Annotated in this window: 13 protein-coding genes; 5 read left to right on the forward strand and 8 right to left on the reverse strand. The window is 71.2% G+C overall.

Features of this window, described 5'->3' with window-relative positions; all coding sequences use genetic code 11:
• Positions 1-6 precede the first annotated feature (6 nt).
• The 3 genes from BJY16_RS20660 to BJY16_RS20670 all read left to right on the forward strand — a co-directional run bounded on the left by BJY16_RS20660 (position 7) and on the right by BJY16_RS20670 (position 3,243).
• Positions 7-870, forward strand: coding sequence for an ABC transporter permease (locus tag BJY16_RS20660; RefSeq protein ID WP_185041233.1), 864 nt, complete (start codon positions 7-9; stop codon positions 868-870).
• Positions 867-1,709 (forward strand): ABC transporter permease, encoded by an 843-nt coding sequence (locus BJY16_RS20665; protein ID WP_185041234.1) that lies wholly within the window; start codon positions 867-869, stop codon positions 1,707-1,709. Before BJY16_RS20660 ends, BJY16_RS20665 begins: the two co-directional genes overlap by 4 nt.
• A gap of 151 nt (positions 1,710-1,860) precedes the next feature.
• Positions 1,861-3,243 (forward strand): aspartate aminotransferase family protein, encoded by a 1,383-nt coding sequence (locus tag BJY16_RS20670; protein ID WP_185041235.1) that lies wholly within the window; start codon positions 1,861-1,863, stop codon positions 3,241-3,243.
• A 48-nt stretch (positions 3,244-3,291) separates the two neighbouring features.
• Here the strand turns inward: BJY16_RS20670 and BJY16_RS20675 are convergent, their stop codons facing one another.
• The 3 genes from BJY16_RS20675 to BJY16_RS20685 form a co-directional block, all read right to left on the reverse strand.
• The gene (locus BJY16_RS20675; RefSeq protein WP_185041236.1) at positions 3,292-3,702 is read right to left on the reverse strand and encodes a MerR family transcriptional regulator; all 411 of its coding nucleotides are present in this window, start codon (positions 3,700-3,702) and stop codon (positions 3,292-3,294) included.
• Positions 3,703-3,798: 96 nt separating this feature from the next.
• Positions 3,799-4,521: an alpha/beta fold hydrolase gene (locus tag BJY16_RS20680; RefSeq protein ID WP_239178033.1), complete on the reverse strand. Its 723-nt coding sequence runs from the start codon at positions 4,519-4,521 to the stop codon at positions 3,799-3,801.
• 68 nt (positions 4,522-4,589) lie between these two features.
• Entirely contained in the window at positions 4,590-6,503 is a 1,914-nt protein-coding gene (locus BJY16_RS20685; RefSeq protein WP_185041237.1) for a glycoside hydrolase family 3 protein, read from the reverse strand.
• A 172-nt stretch (positions 6,504-6,675) separates the two neighbouring features.
• On the opposite strand from BJY16_RS20685, the gene BJY16_RS20690 reads away from it, so the two are divergent.
• Both BJY16_RS20690 and BJY16_RS20695 read left to right on the forward strand, forming a co-directional pair.
• Positions 6,676-7,059: a response regulator gene (locus BJY16_RS20690; RefSeq protein ID WP_185041238.1), complete on the forward strand. Its 384-nt coding sequence runs from the start codon at positions 6,676-6,678 to the stop codon at positions 7,057-7,059.
• 69 nt (positions 7,060-7,128) lie between these two features.
• Positions 7,129-8,739 (forward strand): sensor histidine kinase, encoded by a 1,611-nt coding sequence (locus BJY16_RS20695; protein WP_185041239.1) that lies wholly within the window; start codon positions 7,129-7,131, stop codon positions 8,737-8,739.
• 849 nt (positions 8,740-9,588) lie between these two features.
• On the opposite strand, the gene BJY16_RS20700 is transcribed toward BJY16_RS20695, so the two are convergent.
• The 5 genes from BJY16_RS20700 to BJY16_RS20720 form a co-directional block, all read right to left on the reverse strand.
• Positions 9,589-10,821: an NAD(P)/FAD-dependent oxidoreductase gene (locus BJY16_RS20700; RefSeq protein ID WP_185041240.1), complete on the reverse strand. Its 1,233-nt coding sequence runs from the start codon at positions 10,819-10,821 to the stop codon at positions 9,589-9,591.
• 3 nt (positions 10,822-10,824) lie between these two features.
• A complete protein-coding gene (locus BJY16_RS20705; protein WP_185041241.1) occupies positions 10,825-11,280 on the reverse strand; it encodes an Lrp/AsnC family transcriptional regulator in 456 nt (151 codons plus the stop codon).
• 33 nt (positions 11,281-11,313) lie between these two features.
• Positions 11,314-12,573 (reverse strand): 4-aminobutyrate--2-oxoglutarate transaminase, encoded by a 1,260-nt coding sequence (gene gabT, locus BJY16_RS20710; protein ID WP_221502008.1) that lies wholly within the window; start codon positions 12,571-12,573, stop codon positions 11,314-11,316.
• Positions 12,573-14,009 (reverse strand): gamma-aminobutyraldehyde dehydrogenase, encoded by a 1,437-nt coding sequence (locus tag BJY16_RS20715; RefSeq protein WP_185041243.1) that lies wholly within the window; start codon positions 14,007-14,009, stop codon positions 12,573-12,575. Before BJY16_RS20715 ends, gabT begins: the two co-directional genes overlap by 1 nt.
• A 91-nt stretch (positions 14,010-14,100) precedes the next feature.
• On the reverse strand, positions 14,101-15,306 hold the full coding sequence (locus tag BJY16_RS20720; RefSeq protein ID WP_185041244.1) for a PP2C family protein-serine/threonine phosphatase: 1,206 nt from the start codon (positions 15,304-15,306) through the stop codon (positions 14,101-14,103).
• Positions 15,307-15,311: the final 5 nt, after the last annotated feature.

The following is a 15,311-nucleotide window of genomic DNA, read 5'->3' on the forward strand; positions in this document are numbered from 1 at the left end:
CCGCCGATGAACCGGGTAAAACGTACGCTCGCGCCCTACCTGCTGGTGCTTCCCGGCGGGTTGTGGCTGCTGCTGTTCTTCGTGGTGCCGATGGTCACCATGTTCTCGCTGTCCCTGCAGCAGGGCGACATCGTCAACGGGTACGTCTTCACGGGTCACTGGCAGACCTACGTCGACGCGATCTCGAACTACCAGACCCAGTTGATCCGCTCGCTGGTGTACGGGCTCATCACGACGGTCGCCCTGGTCGTGATGAGCTTCCCGGTCGCCTACTGGATCGCCTTCTACGGCGGCAAGCGCAAGTCGACCTACCTGTTCCTGATCCTGCTGCCGTTCTTCGTGTCGTTCGTGCTGCGGACGATCTCCTGGCGGCAGATCCTCACCGACGACGGGATGCTGCTGCACCCGCTGAAGGAGGCCGGGCTGCTCTCGCCCGGGTTCCACATCCTCGGCACCTCGTACGCGGTGATCTTCGGCTTGATCTACAACTTCCTGCCGTTCATGGTGCTGCCGATCTACGTGGCCCTGGAGCGGATCGACCCGCGCGTGGTCGAGGCCGCCCGGGACCTGTACGCCAAGCCGCTCACCGTGTTCCGCAAGGTGGTCTTCCCGCTCGCCCTGCCCGGCGTCTTCGCCGGCGTGCTGATGACGTTCGTCCCGGCCAGTTCGGACTACGTCAACTCGGGCGTGCTGGGCAGCTCGTCGACCACCATGATCGGCCAGGTGGTGCAGGCGCAGGCGCTGGCCAACTCGAACTACCCGATGGCCTCGGCCCTCTCCTTCTTCCTGATGGCGGTCCTGCTGACCGGCGTCTTCATCTATGCCCGGGTCCTCGGCACCGAGGACGTCATGAATGCGGCGGCCCGATGACGACTCAGACCTTGGAACGGCCCACCTCGGCTCCGGCAGCCCAGCGGAGGCGACGGCTCACCGGCGAGCGGGCGATGTTCCTCTACACCTGGCTGATCATCGCCTGGCTCGTGGTGCCGATCCTGATCATGATCGTGTTCGGATTCAACGACCCGAAGGGCCGGTACAACCAGACCTGGCAGGGCTTCACGCTCAAGTGGTACAAGGATGTCTTCGCGATCAGCGATCTCACCTCGGCGCTGGTCATCTCGCTGGGGATCGCCGTGGTCAGCTCGCTGCTGGCCGGCGCGCTGGGCACCGGCATCGGGTACGCGCTGGGCCGCTACCGGTTCCGCGGCGCGGACGGGCTGAACCTGGTCATGTTCGCCACCATGTCCTCACCCGAGCTGATCATGGGCATCTCGCTGCTCACCCTGTTCGTCTCGGCGGGCATCGGGCTGGGCGCGGTGACCATCACGATCGCGCACGTGATGTTCTCCATCTCGTTCGTCTCCACCGTGGTCCGGGCCCGGGTGATCACCCTGGACCGGTCGATCGAGGAGGCCGCCGCCGACCTGGGCGCCGGCCCGTGGACGACGTTCTGGAAGGTGACCTTCCCGATCATCCTGCCGGCCGTCTTCTCCGGCGTGATGCTGGCCTTCGCCCTCTCCATCGACGACTTCGTGGTCACCAACTTCACCGCGGGCACCACGGTGACCTTCCCGCTGTGGATCTGGGGCGCCACCCGGGTCGGCCTGCCCCCGCAGGTCAACGTGATGGGCACGCTGATCTTCGCGGCCGGCATCCTGATCGCGGTGGTGACCAACCTGCGCTCCCGGAGCAAGGCGAAGCGGAGCTGACCGGGTTTCGTCGCGGCGCCGGCCCCAAAAGGGGCCGGCGCTTTAGTTTTTCTCGGAAACTGCGCGGAAATAGTTGTGTCGGGGGTTGTGCGCAACGGAATCCGTAGGCAGGATCGAGAGCAACAGCAGGAACTAGTGGTGTGGAGAAATCGTGACCGACCGACAGCCCGATGATGTGGACGCACTCTCCGCGACCGCCCGTGACCACCTGTGGATGCACTTCACCCGGCTCTCCGCGTACCAGGACGCCCCGGTACCGGTGATCACCCGCGGCGACGGTTGCTACGTGTGGGACTCCACCGGCCGTCGTTACCTGGACGGGCTCTCCGCCCTCTTCGTGGTGCAGACCGGCCACGGCCGGCAGGAGCTCGCCGACGCCGCCGCCAAGCAGGCGAGCGAGCTGGCGTATTTCCCGATCTGGTCGTACGCGCACCCCAAGGCGATCGAACTGGCCGGCCGGCTGGCCGCGATGGCCCCCGGCGACCTGAACCGGGTCTTCTTCACCACCGGCGGCTCGGAGGCGGTCGAGTCGGCGTGGAAGCTGGCCCGTTCCTACTTCAAGCGGGTCGGCAAGCCGCTGAAGACCAAGGTGATCTCCCGGGCCGTCGCCTACCACGGCAGCTCGATGGGCGCCCTGTCGATCACCGGCATCCCGCCGTTCAAGCAGGAGTTCGAGCCGCTGATCCCGAGCACCATGCGGGTGCCGAACACGAACTACTACCGCCGTCCGGACGAGAACATGACGCCGGAGCAGTTCGGCGTCTGGGCCGCCGACCGGATCGCCGAGATGATCGAGTTCGAGGGCCCGGACACGGTCGCCGCGGTCTACCTGGAGCCGGTGCAGAACGCCGGCGGCTGCTTCCCGCCGCCGCCCGGCTACTTCCAGCGGGTCCGGGAGATCTGCGACCGGTACGACGTGCTGCTCGTCTCGGACGAGGTGATCTGCGCGTTCGGCCGGCTCGGCGAGTTCTTCGGCGCCGACAAGTACGGCTACCAGCCCGACATCATCACCGTCGCCAAGGGCCTGACCTCGGGCTACGTCCCGCTCGGCGCGATGATCGCCTCGGAGCGCCTGGCCGAGCCGTTCCTCACCGGGCCGAACTGGTTCGCCCACGGCATCACCTACGGCGGCCACCCGGTCGGCTCCGCGGTCGCCCTGGCGAACATCGACATCATGGAGCGCGAGGGCCTCAACCAGCACGTCCAGAAGAACAGCCCGCTCTTCCGGTCGTACCTGGAGAAGCTGCTCGACCTGCCGATCGTCGGCGACGTCCGGGGCGACGGCTACTTCTTCGGCATCGAGATGGTCAAGGACAAGGCGACCAAGGAGACCTTCGACGCCGACGAGTCCGAGCGCCTGCTGCGCGGCTACCTCTCCAGCGCCCTCTTCGAGGCCGGCCTCTACTGCCGCGCCGACGACCGGGGCGACCCGGTGATCCAGCTCGCGCCGCCGCTCACCGCGACCGAGACGCAGTTCGCGGAGATCGAGCAGATCCTCCGCTCGGTGCTCACCGAAGCCTGGAACCGTCTCTGATCGCTCCCCGGAATGCCCGCCTTTCCCGGAAAGGCGGGCATTTCCGCATTACGAGGGAACGCCGGTCCAGAACGTCGCCGCGGTGCCTTTCTCCACTTCCGCCGCGTAGGCCCGGACCTTGTAATCGATCACGTCACGGAATTTCTCCAGCCGCCGGATCTCCTCGGTCACCCGCTCCCGATGCTCCTGCAGCAGGGCCAGCCGCTCGTGCTCGTTCCCGGCGCCGGCCCGCACCAGCTCGGCGAACCGCCGGATCTCGCTGAGCGGCATCCCGGTCCGCCGCAGATTCGTGCAGATCTCCAGCCAGCCCTCGTCCTCGACCCGGTAGACCCGCCGCCCGGCGGTGTCCCGCTCCACCGGCCTGGTCAGCAGCCCCTCCCGCTCGTAGAACCGCAGAGTGTCCACACTCAACCCGGTCCGCCGCGCGATCTCCCCGATGCTCAGCCCGATGTCGGTCATCCGAAAACCCTCATTCACAGTCCGATTCCGGTACGCCCGGAGCGGTCCCGCCGCGGCTCAGGGCGCCATGTCGCACGCCCAGGGTCCCGCCGCGGCTCACGACTCGTCCAGGTGGCCGCCGGCCTTGCTCAGCGCCTCCGGGTCGACGGCGATCCCGGTGCCCCGGGTGATCGCGGCGCAGGTCAGCCGGACCGCGTGGGCGACCAGGTCGGGCGCCTCCTGCGGGATCCGGTGCCCGGCGTGGTCGGCGACGATCAGCGGCGCGCCCGCCCCGCGGGCCAGGATCCGCTGGCTGGCCAGCCACAACTCCTCGACGCCGCGGGGCAGCCCGGCGGTCGACGGGTGGTGCGGGGTGCGGGTCAGCACCACCGTCGGCACCGGCGCCGGCGCTGCGGTGATCACCTCCAGCTGGCCGACGATCAGGTCCAGCTCGGAGGCGCCCGGCCCGTCCCCGTCCACCGGGTCCTCGGCGCCGTCGAAGAGCCGCAGCTGCGGCAGCGAGCCGTCGACGTGCACCAGGCCGGCCACCCGGCCGGGATGCCGGTCGGCGAAGACCCGGGCGATCAGGCTGCCCAGCGAGTGCGCGACCAGCACCACCGGGCCGGTGACCGCGCGCTGGTCGAGCAGCGCGGCCAGCTCGTCGGCGAGCACGCTGTAGGGCAGCGGGGGATGGGGCGCCGGCCGCGGCGGGGCGTCGCCGGTGCCGGGCCGGTCGTAGGTGATCGTGGGCAGGTCGCCGAGCCGGTCGAGTACCGGCTGCCAGTGCCGCCCGGGTTCACCGAGGGCGGCGATGAACACGATGGGTGGTTGAGCTGTCACCCGTTCGAGGGTATCGACGAACGGCGTGATCCGCCCGGCTCGGCGCCGGGCGGATCAGTCGACACTGGTCAGTGGCGGGTGCGCAGGCCGTATCCGTACGGATAAAGCGGTTTATAGGTCTTGTCGCCGATGTTGATCGGCACCTGGTCGGCCGAGCGCGGCCAGGTCACCGGCAGCTTCCCGGTGAACGCCCGGCGGCCGAACAGCACGTCGGCCACCCCGGCGCCCTCGCTGCCCGGCAGCCAGGACGCGACCAGCGCGTCGATCTCGGGCAGCTGGTCGGTGATCAGCTGCGGACGGCCGGAGACGATCAGCACGACGCACTCGGCGGCCGCCGCGCAGACCCTGTCGATCACCGCCCGGTCACCCGGCTGCAGGCTGAGCGACTTGGGCTCGTGCTGCGGCTCGGTGCACCAGGAGCAGACCGGGCCGCCGACGTCGCCGAAGCCCTCCGCGTACGGTGTCTCGCCGACCACCACCACACCGACGTCGTCCTTGCCGATCGGCGCCGACGCGTCCTTGCTGTACGTCACGGTGGCCCGCGGCGCGACCTGCCGGATGCCCTCGAGGATCGTGGTGCCGGGGATCGCGTCACCGGAGCGGCCCTGCCAGTCGATGGTCCAGCCGCCGGCCTGGTTGCCGATGTCGTCCGCGTTGCGCCCGGCCACGTAGAGCTTGGCGTTCCGCCTCAGCGGCAGCACGTCCCCGCGGTTCTTGAGCAGCACCTGCGAGGCGGCCACCGCCTGCCGGGCCAGGGCCCGGTGCGCGGCGCTGCCGACCTGGCCGAGGTCCGCGGTGCTGGCGTACGGATGCTCGAAGAGCCCGATCTGGAACTTGACCCGCAGGATCCGGCGGACCGCGTCGTCGATCCGGCTCATCGGCACCCGCCCGGCCGTCACCTCGGCGGTGAGCAGCTCCTCGAAACGGGCCGCGGTGTTCGGCTCCATGAACATGTCGGTGCCGGCGTTGACCCCGTCCCGGACCTGCTTGGCGGTCGGCCGCGGCTCGCCGGCCGGCACGGTCGCGTCGGGCAGCTGGTGGATGCCCTCCCAGTCGCTGATCACGAACCCGGCGAAGCCGAACCGGCCCTTGAGGGTGCCGGTGATCAGCTCCCGGCTGGCGTGCATCTTGGTGGGGTTGCCGACGCCGTCCTCGGTCCAGTCGACGCTGGAGAACGACGGCATCACCGTGTAGACCCCGTGCAGATCCCGGTAGGGCGCCAGGTCGATCCGCTCGAAGTCGGCCCGGCTGGTGACCGTGACGCCCTGGTCGATGGTGAAGTCGCCGCTGCCGGTGCCGTACTCGGTGTCGCCGTCCCCGGCGTAGTGCTTGACCGTGGGCAGCACGCCGCCGCGCTGCAGCCCGTCGACCGCGGTGCGCATCCGGACCACCAGGCCCGGGTCCTCGCCGAAGCTCTCGTAGGCGCGGCCCCACCGCTCGTCCCGGCTGACGCAGACGCACGGCGCGAAGTCCCACGGGATGCCGGTCGCCCGCACCTCCGCCGCGGTGGCCCGGTACACCCGCTCGACCAGGCGCGGGTCGCGGGTGGCGCCGAGGCCGACGTTGTGCGGGAAGATGGTGGCGCCGTAGACGTTGCCGTGCCCGTGCACCGCGTCCACCCCGTAGATCATCGGGATGCCGAGCGGGGTGGCCAGCGCCGCCCGCTGGAACTCGTTGACCATCGCGACCCAGGCCTGCGGGGTGTTCGGGGTGGGCACCGAGCCGCCCCCGGAGAGCACCGACCCGAGCCGCCACTGGGTGATCAGCGACGGGTCGGCGGCGACCGCGCCGCGCTCGGCCTGGGTCATCTGGCCGATCTTGTCGGCCAGCGTCATCCGGCCCAGCAGGTCGGTGACGCGTTTCTCCACCGGTTGCCGGGCGTCTCGATACAGTGGCGTGGTGGCCGCCGTGGCGGCGGCGCCCGGCAGCAGCGCGACGACGAGCGCGCTGATGGTGACGCCGGCGAGGGTCCGTCTGGTCATGTCGCCCCCTTCGGGTATCGGTCCCTCTCGATCCTCGGTATCGTCACGCGTTGTTTCCAGGTGCTTGTTTCCGCTGGGTCGCGGCAACCGACATTGGTTTCCAATGGGTCGCCGCAACCGACATTGCTGGAAAAGCTCCCGCTGCGCTCATTGCCGGGCGCATGCTGACGGAATGGCCGTGTTGCTGATCGCCGAGGACGACGAGGACATCGCCGCCGTCCTGACCCGGGTGTGCAGACGAGCCGGTGTCACCGTGCTCCGCGCCCCGGACGGGCAGGCCGCCTTCGAGATGCTCGAGGAGCAGCACCCGGACGCGCTCCTCACCGACCTCGGCATGCCGCGGATGGACGGCTGGGAGCTGATTCGCAAGGTGCGCGCCCACCCGGAGATGAGCGACATGCCGGTGGCCATCCTGAGCGGGCAGATCACCCCCGGTGACCCGCGGGCCGCCGAGCTGGCCTGCGCGGTGCTGCTCAAGCCCTGCCCGAACGACCGGTTGGTCACCGCGATCCAGGAGCTGCTCAGTCACGAACACGACCAGACCTGTACCGGATAAAAGGCACATACAGCGGTATAAAGGGCGTGTGGTCGCAACGGCGCGGGCACACGCGAGAAGTGGGCCGACATGGTGATGCTGGGGGCTGCGGTCACATCGGACAGCGAAGCGTTCCTCGGCGTCCTGCTGCAGAGCCTGTCGGTCGGGGTGGTCGCCTGCGACGCCAGCGGCCGGCTCGTCTTCGTCAACCGGGCGATGCGCGAGGTCCGCGGCCTGCCGCTGGACGGGCCGGTGCCGGAGAACTACGCCGAGGTGTCCGAGGCGGTGATGACCACGCCCGACATGCGCCCGCTGCGCTGGGAGGAGACCCCGGTGATGCGGGCGCTGCGCGGCGAGCGGGTGATCGCCGAGGACATCTGCGTCCGGCTGCCCGGCCACCCGGTCCGCTGCTTCGCCTGCACCGCCCAGCCCATCTTCGACGCCGACAACCAGCTGCTCGGCGCGGTCTCGGTGGCGCACGAGGTGACCGCGCTGCGCCGCGCCGAACGGTTCCGGGCCTGCCATCTCGCCGTCGAACACGTGCTGAAACAGGCCGGCACGGTGCAGGCGGCCGCCCCCGAAGTGCTCCGCGCGGTCGCGGTCACGCTCGGCTGGCCGTGCGCCGAACTGTTCCTCATCGACGAGTCGGCCGGCGGCGGGCTGCGCTCGGTCGGGCACTGGGACACCGGCGGCGACGCCCCGGACGGATTCTTCGGGCACGTGCCGCGGCACGGCGAAGGGATCACCGGGCGGGTCTGGGCGACCGGGCGGGCCATCTGGGTGCCGGACATCGGCGCCGACCTGAACCTGCAGACCCCGCACGAGCGGGACCGGGTGCAGATCTGCATCCAACGCGGCATCCGGACCGTGCTGGCCGTCCCGGTCCAGGACGGGAACACCCTGCTCGGCGTGCTGACCTGCTACGCGGGGGCGGAGGAACGGCACGAGGACCTGCTCACCGTGCTGATGGACGGGGTGGCCGCGCAGATCGGCGTGTTCGTGGCGCTGCGCCGGGCCGAAGAACTGGCCCGCCAGCTCGCCCGGGCCCAGAACGACTTCGTCGACCTGGTCGGGCACGAGATGCGCACCCCGCTCACCTCGATCACCGCGAACGCCACCATCCTCGCCGAGGACGCCGCCGGCCTCGACCACGACGGCCGCCGGATGGCCCGGACCATCGCCCGCAACGCGGCCGTGCTGCAACGCATCGCCGAGGCGCTGCTCGACCTGGCCGGCCTGGACAGCGGCCACCTCGCCCTGGAGAAACGCCGCGTCGACCTGGCCGCCCTGGTCACCGACGCGATCTCGGCGGCCCGCTCGGTGATCACCACCGACCTGCCGGACACGCTGCCGCTCCCCGCCGACCCGGACCGGCTCCGCCAGGTCCTCGACGACCTGCTGGCCAACGCGGTCAAATACAGCCCGCCCGGCGCCCCCATCCGGGTCACCCTGCACAGCACCGACGGCTGGGCCGAACTGCGCATCGCCGACACCGGCATCGGCACCCCGGAATCCGAACGCGACCGCGTCTTCGACCGCTTCTTCCGCGGCAGCAACGTCCGCCACCAGGGCACCCACGGCAGCGGCCTGGGCTTGAGCCTGGCCCGGGCCATCATCCGCTTGCACGGCGGCACCATCCGCCTGGCCGCCAACGACCCGACCGGCACGGTGGTCTGTGTGCGGCTCCCACTCCACACCTGATCCACCATCTGCCGCGCACCGTCCGCCCGCCGCTCACCCTCCGCAGTCTCGCCGTTCGCGCTCGCCGCACCGCAGCCCCGCCTGTGCGTGGTCCCGCTGCCTAGCGGTCTCACGCCGTAGCCCTGCCGCCCGGCAGTTTCACCGCCACGGTCTCGCGGTCCGGTGTCCCGCCCGGGCGCGGTTCCGCCGCACCGCAGTGCCACCGCCCACGGTCTCGCCGCTCCGTGATCCCGCCGCCGAGCCTCACCGCCAGCCCACCTCAGCCGTCAGCCCGCCCTCCCTCAGGGGGAGCCGCCCGCTGGACAGTCTGCCGCAAATCCGCAGGACGAAGCGGATCGCCTGTGGACAAAGCCGGAATGTGGACGACCGACCCGAGCCGTGCTTCGCCATCCGATTGGCCTGCGGCATCGCCAGCCACACTTCTGACCTCCGCCGCGCACTCGCATCATCGGCAGAGGCCCGAGGAACAGCGCGGTCACCGGTGGCCCCGACACCGAGCCCAGCGTGATCCGGCTGGTCCTCAGGGGTGTCTCGCGAAGCTTGAGACACCCCTGAGGACCAGCCGGGAGCGGAGGGCGCGGCAGGACCGCAACCAGCGGCGGGTCTCGCGGCGGGGTGCGGGCGGGCGATCACCTGCGGACGGGACACTCGGGCGTACCGGAAAGCCAATCAGCGATCGAGAGACGGGGCGCTCCGGCGTACCAAAAGCGGATCAGCGGTCGAGAGGCGGGCGTGCCGGAAGCGGGTCAGCGGTCGAGAGGCGGGCGTGCCGGAAGCGGGTCAGCGGTCGAGAGGCGGGCGTGCCGGAAGCGGGTCAGCGGTCGAGAGGCGGGGCGTGCCGGAAGCGGGTCAGCGGTCGAGAGCGTCCAGCAACGCCGCCCCCTGCAGGCCGCCGTTGATGCCGAGCCAGCGGAGCGGTTCCGGTTCCCAGCGGCGGGAGCGGTGGCCGACCCAGGGGAGCCGGGTCAGGTCCGACTCGCGGCCCAGGATCAGGTCGGTGAGGGTACGGCCGGCCAGGTTGGTCGCGGCCACGCCGTCGCCGACGTAGCCGCCGGCCCAGGCCACGCCGTCGCGCAGGCCGACGCTGGGCATCCAGTCGCGCGGGATGCCGAGCGGGCCGCCCCAGCGGGCGGCGACCGCGACCTCGATGCCGAACAGTTCCTGGACGGTGTGCCGGAGCTTGCCGAAGACGGCGGGGACCCGGTCGTATTCGGGGCGGACCCGGGAGCCGAAGTGGTACGGCGCGCCGCGGCCGCCGAACGCCAGCCGATCGTCAGCGGTCCGCTGCCCGTAAATGATCATCCGGCGTTCGTCGGTGAAGGTCTCCCGGCGGCGCAGCCCGATCCGGTCCCAGACGGCGGCCGGCAGCGGCTCGGTGGCGATCATCAGCGAGTAGACCGGGGCCAGGTCGCGGCGGTGGCCGGGCAGTTCCGCGGTGTACCCCTCCAAGGCGCGGACCACGGTGCCGGCCCGGACCGTGCCCCGGTCGGTGATCACCTCGCCGGCCGTCACGGACAACGCACGGGTGCCCTCGTGGATGGTGACGCCGAGTTCTTCGACCGCGGAAGCCAGGCCGCGGACCAGCTTGCCGGGGTGCAGTGCGGCGCAGTGCTCGCTGTAGACGCCGCCGAGCACGCCGGTGGCGTCGCAGATCGCCCGGGTCCGCGCGGCGTCGAGCCGGTCGGCGGGCGCCCGGCGCAGCTGGCCGGGGGTGCGGATCAGCGAGATGACACCGCCCTTGGCGTAGTCGCAGTCGATGCCGGCCCGCCCCACCTCGTCGACCGCGCCGGCCAGCGCGGCGTGCATCGCCTTGGCCGCGTCGGCGCCGAACCGCCGGGTCAGCGCGGCCTCGGAGACCGGGAACAGGCCGGAGGCCCAGCCGCCGTTGCGGCCGGACGCGCCGAACCCGCAGAACTCCGCCTCCAGGACGACGATCCGCAGGTCCGGCCGGGCCCGGGCGAGGTAGAACGCGGTCCACAGCCCGGTGTAGCCGCCGCCCACGATCGCCACGTCGGCGTCCCGGTCGCCGGGCAGGGCGGTGCGCCGCTCGATCGGGCCGAGCGAGTCGAGCCAGAAGCTCATCGGTTATCGGGTTCCCCAGGCATAGGTCTGTTTGGCGAGTTTGAGGTACATGAACGTGTCCACCGCGGCGACCCCCTGGATCGGCCGGACCTTCTCGTTGAGCAGGTCCAGCAGGTGCTCGTCGTCGGTGCAGACCAGCTCGACCAGCAGGTCGTAGCGGCCGGCGCAGATCACCACGTAGTCCACCTCGGGGATCGACGCCAGCTCGTCGGCGATCTCCCGGAGGTCGCCGGTGACCCGCAGACCGACCATCGCCTGCCGGGCGAAACCCAGGGTGAGCGGGTCGGTCACGGCGACGATCTGCATCAGGCCGTTGTCCAGGAGCCGCTGTACGCGCTGGCGCACCGCGGCCTCGGACAGCCCGATCGTCTTGGCGAGCGTGGCGTAGGACATCCGCCCGTCCCGCTGCAGGTGATCGATGATCTGCTTGTTGATCTCATCCAGCCCCGTCTCACTCACGGCGCGATTCTTCCCTGTGAGCGTGCTCTTGGGCTAGTTCCGCAGAGCTTCACGCAGAATGTCCAGCCCACGGTGGAGGTCCTGGTCGGAGATCACCAGGGGCGGGAGGAAACGCAGCACGTTCCCGTAGGTGCCGCAGGTCAGCGTGAGCAGGCCGCGGTCGTGGCAGGCTCGCGAGACGGCGGCCGTCCGGGCCGGATCCGGCTCCAGGGTCCCCGGCTCGGTGATCTCCATGGCGATCATCGCGCCCCGCCCGCGCACTTCCGCCATGTCCGAGAAATCAGACAGAGCGGTTTTCAGTACGTCCTCGATGCGTCGCGCCGCGCCGGCCAGATCCAGCTCGCGCATGGTCTCGATGGCGGCGAGCGCGGCGGCACACGCGACCGGGTTCCCGCCGTAGGTCCCGCCGAGGCCACCGGCATGCACGGCGTCCATGAGAGAAGCCCGCCCGACCACCCCGGCGATCGGCAGCCCGCCGCCCATCCCCTTGGCCGTGGTGATCAGGTCCGGCTCCAGGCCCTCGTGCTCGGAGGCGAACCACTGCCCGGTCCGGCAGAAACCGGTCTGGATCTCGTCGGCGATGAACACCGCGCCGGCCTCGGCCGCCCAGGCGGCAAGCGCGGGCAGGAAACCGGGCGCCGGTACGACGAAGCCGCCCTCACCCTGGATCGGCTCGATCAGCACGGCCGCCACGTTGCCCGCGCCGACCTGCTTCTCGATCACGTCGATCGCCCGGCGGGCCGCCTCGGCGCCGTCCAGCCCGCCGTCGCGCAGCGGATAGGACATCGGCGCCCGGTAGACCTCCGGCGCGAACGGGCCGAACCGGTGCTTGTACGGCATGTTCTTCGCGGTCAGCGCCATGGTCAGGTTGGTCCGGCCGTGGTACGCGTGGTCGAACACCACGACCGCCTGCCGCCCGGTGGCGTGCCGGGCGATCTTGACGGCGTTCTCCACCGCCTCGGCGCCGGAGTTGAACAGCGCGGCCCGCTTCTCGAAGGAGCCCGGGGTCAGCTCGATCAACTGCTCGCAGACCGCGACGTACGACTCGTACGGCGCGACCATGAAGCAGGTGTGGGTGAACCGCTCGACCTGGGCCCGGACCGCCTCGACCACCCTCGGCGCGGCGTTGCCGACGTTGGTGACCGCGATGCCGGAGGCGAAGTCGATCCATTCCCGGCCGTCCACGTCGGTCAGCGTGCCGCCGCCGGCGTGGTCGACGTACGCGGCGATGGTGGACCCGACGCCCCGGGCGACCGCGGCCAGTCTCCGCTTGTGCAGCTGCTCCGAGTTCATCACGCCCCCACGTTGTGCATGACGTGCTTGATGCGGGTGTAGTCCTCCAGGCCGTACACCGAAAGGTCCTTGCCGTGGCCGGAGTGCTTGAAGCCGCCGTGCGGCATCTCCGCGACCAGCGGGATGTGGCAGTTGACCCAGACGCAGCCGAAGTCGAGCCGCTGGGTCATCCGCATCGCCCGCCCGTGGTCCCGGGTCCACACGCTGGAGGCCAGCGCGTAGTCCACCCCGTTGGCGAAGCGGACCGCCTCGTCCTCGTCGGCGAACTGCTGCACGGTGATGACCGGGCCGAACACCTCGTTCTGGATGATCTCGTCGTCCTGGCGCAGGCCGGCCACCACGGTGGGCGACCAGAAGAAGCCGCGGTCGCCGACCCGGGCGCCGCCGGCCTCGATCGAGGCGTGGTCGGGCAGCCGGTCGATGAAGCCGCTCACCCGGCTCAGCTGGCCGGCGTTGTTGACCGGGCCGTAGAGCACGTCCTCGTCGTCGGGGGCGCCGGTCTTCAAGCCGCGGGCCTGCTCGGCGAGGGCGGCCACGAAGTCCTGGTACACCGCCGGGGCGACCAGCACCCGGGTGGCCGCGGTGCAGTCCTGCCCGGCGTTGAAGTACCCGGCGACCGCGATGTCCGCGGCGGCCGCCGCGATGTCGGCGTCCTCGAAGACCACGACCGGGGCCTTGCCGCCCAGCTCCAGGTGGGTGCGCTTGAGGTCGGCGGCGGCCGAGCCGGCCACCTCCATGCCGGCCCGCACCGAGCCGGTGATCGACACCATCTGCGGGGTCTTGTGCTCGACCAGGGCGCGGCCGGTGTCCCGGTCGCCGAGCAGCACGTTGAAGACACCGGCCGGGAAGAACTCGGCGGCGATCTCGGCCAGCATGACGCTGGTGACCGGGGTGGTGTCGGACGGCTTGAGCACCACGGTGTTGCCCGCGGCCAGGGCCGGCGCGATCTTCCAGACCGCCATCATCAGCGGGTAGTTCCACGGGGTGACCTGGGCGCAGACGCCGACCGGCTCGCGCCGCACGTAGCTCTCGAAGCCGTTCATGTACTGCCCCGCGGAGCGGCCCTCGAGCAGCCGGGCGGCGCCGGCGAAGAACCGGATCTGGTCGACCGCCGGCGGCAGCTCCTCGCTGGCGGTCAGGCCGAGCGGCTTCCCGGTGTTCTGCGACTCGGCGGCGACCAGCTCGTCGGCCCGGGCCTCGACCGCGTCGGCGAACTTGAGCAGCGCCTTCTGCCGGTCGCTGGGAGTGGTGTTCCGCCACTCCTCGAAGGCCGTGGACGCGGCGGCCATGGCCCGGTCGACGTCCTCCTTGCCGGAGATCGGGGCGGACGCGAAGACCTCGCCGGTGCTCGGGTCGATCAGATCCGCATACCGCCCGTCGGCGGGCGCGACCGCGGCGCCGGCGATGAGATTGTGCAGAACCTTCTTGGCGGTCATCCGGCCTCCAACTTCGGGATCAGTGCATGCCGCCCCATCTTTTCCGCTGAATCCGTGGTGAACAAGGGGGTGCAGGCATTTTTCCGTGTTCTCAGGTACGGCGTCGCACGGCGAGCACGGCGACGTCGTCCCCCGGCTGCTCGGTGTCCGCGATGCCCAGCACCGTGGTGCACACCGTCTCCGCATTGTCCGCCCGGACCAGGCCGGTGAGCCGCCCCAATCCGGTATCGATCACCTGGTCCCGGCGCTCCACCAGGCCGTCGGTGTAGCAGAGCAGCAGGGCGCCGGGCGGGAACTCCAGGGTGGTGCTGCGCCGGCGCCGGGTGCGCGGGCCGATGCCGAGCGGCGGGTCGACCATGATCTCGGCCAGCGCGGCGCCCTCGCCGGGACAGGCCACCACCGGGGGCAGGTGCCCGGCCGAGGAGAGCACGATCCGCTCCCGGTCCGGGCTGATCATCGCGTACAGCGCGGTGGTCAGGCTGCCCGCCTCGAAGTGGTGCACCTTGCGGTTCAGCAGGGTGAGCGCCTCGGCCGGGTCGTCGCAGATCAGCGCGTAGGAGCGGAGCGCGCTGCGGATCCGGCCCATCACCACGGCGGAGGCCAGGCCGTGACCGGAGACGTCGCCGATCACCACGCCCAGGTGGCCGGAGGGGAGGGTGAAGACGTCGTACCAGTCGCCACCGATGCCGAACGCGTGCCCGGGCACGTAGCGGGCGGCCAGCTCGACGCCGGGGATCTCGGGCAACCGGGCCGGCAGCAGGCTGCGCTGCAGGGCCAGGGCGGCGGCCTGGTCCAGCTTGTGCGACCGGATCCGGCCGGCCACCCCGGCCCGGTCGGCGACCAGCTCCAGCAACCGGATGTCGTCGGCCCCGAACCGGCGCGGCGTCAGCGTGCCGACGTGCAGCACCCCGATCAGGTCGGTGCCGGCCAGGATCGGCACGCCGAGCAGCGACCGGATCCCCTTGTGCAGCAGGATCGGGTTGACCACGTCGCCCGCGGTGACGTCGGCGATCCGGACCGGCCGGCGGCCGGCCGCCACCCGGCCGGCGAAACCGCGCCCGACGGCGACCCGGAACCCGGCCCGGACCTCCTCCTCCAGACCCTTGGCCGCGGTGGCGACCAGCTGCTGGGCGTGCTCGTCCAGCAGCAGGATCGCCGCGGTGTCCACGTCCAGCAGGTCCCGGACCCGGTCCAGCAACTCGTCGAGCAGATCGGAGGCATCGAGGCGCGACAGGGCCGCATCGGTGACCGCCTCGAACCGCCGTAGCCGCTCGTCGTCGTTGATGCGTCGGGGCACGGTTT

The sequence above is a fragment of the Actinoplanes octamycinicus genome, assembly GCF_014205225.1.
In the GTDB taxonomy this organism is placed as follows: domain Bacteria; phylum Actinomycetota; class Actinomycetes; order Mycobacteriales; family Micromonosporaceae; genus Actinoplanes; species Actinoplanes octamycinicus.

What these genes read in the sequence shown, in the direction of transcription:
- BJY16_RS20660 (WP_185041233.1), top strand. Translation starts at nt 7, where the DNA reads ATGAACCGGGTAAAACGTACGCTCGCGCCCTACCTGCTGGTGCTTCCC.
- BJY16_RS20665 (WP_185041234.1), top strand. Translation starts at nt 867, where the DNA reads ATGACGACTCAGACCTTGGAACGGCCCACCTCGGCTCCGGCAGCCCAG.
- BJY16_RS20675 (WP_185041236.1), bottom strand. Translation starts at nt 3,702, where the DNA reads ATGACCGACATCGGGCTGAGCATCGGGGAGATCGCGCGGCGGACCGGG.
- BJY16_RS20685 (WP_185041237.1), bottom strand. Translation starts at nt 6,503, where the DNA reads ATGACCAGACGGACCCTCGCCGGCGTCACCATCAGCGCGCTCGTCGTC.
- BJY16_RS20690 (WP_185041238.1), top strand. Translation starts at nt 6,676, where the DNA reads ATGGCCGTGTTGCTGATCGCCGAGGACGACGAGGACATCGCCGCCGTC.
- BJY16_RS20695 (WP_185041239.1), top strand. Translation starts at nt 7,129, where the DNA reads ATGGTGATGCTGGGGGCTGCGGTCACATCGGACAGCGAAGCGTTCCTC.
- BJY16_RS20700 (WP_185041240.1), bottom strand. Translation starts at nt 10,821, where the DNA reads ATGAGCTTCTGGCTCGACTCGCTCGGCCCGATCGAGCGGCGCACCGCC.
- gabT (WP_221502008.1), bottom strand. Translation starts at nt 12,573, where the DNA reads ATGAACTCGGAGCAGCTGCACAAGCGGAGACTGGCCGCGGTCGCCCGG.
- BJY16_RS20715 (WP_185041243.1), bottom strand. Translation starts at nt 14,009, where the DNA reads ATGACCGCCAAGAAGGTTCTGCACAATCTCATCGCCGGCGCCGCGGTC.